Genomic DNA, 1,527 nt, shown 5'->3' with positions numbered 1-1,527 from the left:
ATGTGGGCCGGCGGGCGGAGCCGATTCCTCTTCGGCAGCGGGCGACGGACCTGCGGCGGCGGCTCGACAGAGACCGGAGCCTGGATGAGTGGCTACCCGGCGAGCAGTCCCGCAACGTGGTCATCACGGAGCTACGCGCTATGATCGTCGCCGCCCCGGGGCCCTCGGTGCGGGGGGTCTGTTCGAGTCGGAGCGTGCCGAGCAGCTGCTGGAGCTGGTCGGAGGTCAGCTCTCCCTGGGAGAGCACCCGGAGCGCGGGCCAGAGCATGAGGAAGGTTCCCTTCTTTGGTTTTCTTCGGGGCTGGGGGCCGGCGGGGCTGGTGTGCGCTTGGGGGTGGTCGGGGCATCAGGCCCGCCGCGATCCACTTGAGGATGGCCCTGTTCGTTGTCTTGGTTCGCGCGGTCGCCTTGTTCAGATTCAGATTCAGCGTCCTTGGTCCCCCATGCGTCATCGGTATCGGTATCGGCCTACTGCCCCCGCCGCAGAGGCGCAGACGGCGGCACCGGGGTGGCGTGCGCCAGGGAATCTTGGTTCCATGCCTCGCAGTACGGGCGCGCCACTGAACCAGGCCGGCACAGCCGCAGCCCGTTGAGACCGACATCTGGATATCGTCGGCTCATCTGACGACGCGTAGCCAGAGATTCGTCACGTGCGGCGTGTGGCTCAGGCTGATGCGTTCGAGCTCGACGTTGGTCCCGCCCGGGCGGTCGAACAGCCGGACACCGTCGCCGAGCAGGACGGGTGCGATGAGCACGAGGATCTCGTCGAGTACACCGGCGTCGAGGCACTGCCGGGCCGTGCTGGCGCCGAGGACGTTGACGTAGGTGTCACCGGCGGCGGCCTTGGCCGCGGCGACGCCGCTGTCGAGGTCACCGACAAAGGTGACACCCGGCACCGGGATGTCCGGGGCATGGTGGGTGAGTACGAACTGTGGTCCGGCCCACCCGCCGCCGAACGGCTTGCCTTCCTTGGTCGTGCCCCTGTACGGATCGTCGCCGCGGAAGGTGCGGTTGCCGACGAGAAGGGCGCCGATCTTGCCGATGATTTCATCCACCGTCGGGTTGGGCCCGAAATACCTGGTCAACCAGGACATGTCACCACCGTGGCCTGCGATGAAGCCGTCCAGCGACATGGTGACCGAATACAGCATCTTGCCCATGCTCCACCTCCATTGAGATCAATCCCGCGCCGACCCCCAGCCGCTGTATGGACACCGTAGGCAGCGGGTCGGCCCACGTACCCGTGGCTACGGCCAGCCTTCGGCGGGGGTCGTAACCGTAAGCTAAGAGCGCCCGGCGGAATCAAGCGGTCATTGTGGAGCCGCAGGCACTGCCATTCTGTAGGGCTCGAACGACGCTTTCGTGCAAGCCGGCGGATATCCGCTTGATCAGTTCACCGGTAGGCGGCTTACCCGTTGGTGACTCGCTCCAGGCACCGGTCAAGGGCGGCCCGTTGGACGTCGTTGTCGGCGAGCCGGAGGGCCAGGCGGTAGGCCGCCGCCGCCTGGGCGTGGTCACCCAGGCGGC

The 1,527-nt window shown here is 67.3% G+C and carries 1 protein-coding gene and 1 pseudogene; both read right to left on the bottom strand.

What is annotated here, in order from left to right; all coding sequences use genetic code 11:
* Positions 1 to 268, bottom strand: a pseudogene (locus tag U9978_RS23800) (hypothetical protein); the annotation flags it as partial.
* A 349-nt stretch (positions 269 to 617) separates the two neighbouring features.
* A complete protein-coding gene (locus U9978_RS23795) occupies positions 618 to 1,160 on the bottom strand; it encodes a dihydrofolate reductase family protein (protein WP_322763380.1) in 543 nt (180 codons plus the stop codon).
* Positions 1,161 to 1,527: the final 367 nt, after the last annotated feature.

Origin of the sequence: Protofrankia sp. Cr2 (assembly GCF_963555885.1) — a bacterium.
Taxonomy (GTDB): domain Bacteria; phylum Actinomycetota; class Actinomycetes; order Frankiales; family Frankiaceae; genus Protofrankia.
The sequence above is the reverse complement of the archived record's forward strand: the minus strand, read 5'-3'. Positions and strand labels throughout refer to the sequence as shown.

Bases quoted from the DNA above. Each gene is read 5' to 3' on its own strand.
- U9978_RS23795 (WP_322763380.1), bottom strand. From the start codon at position 1,160: ATGGGCAAGATGCTGTATTCGGTCACCATGTCGCTGGACGGCTTCATC.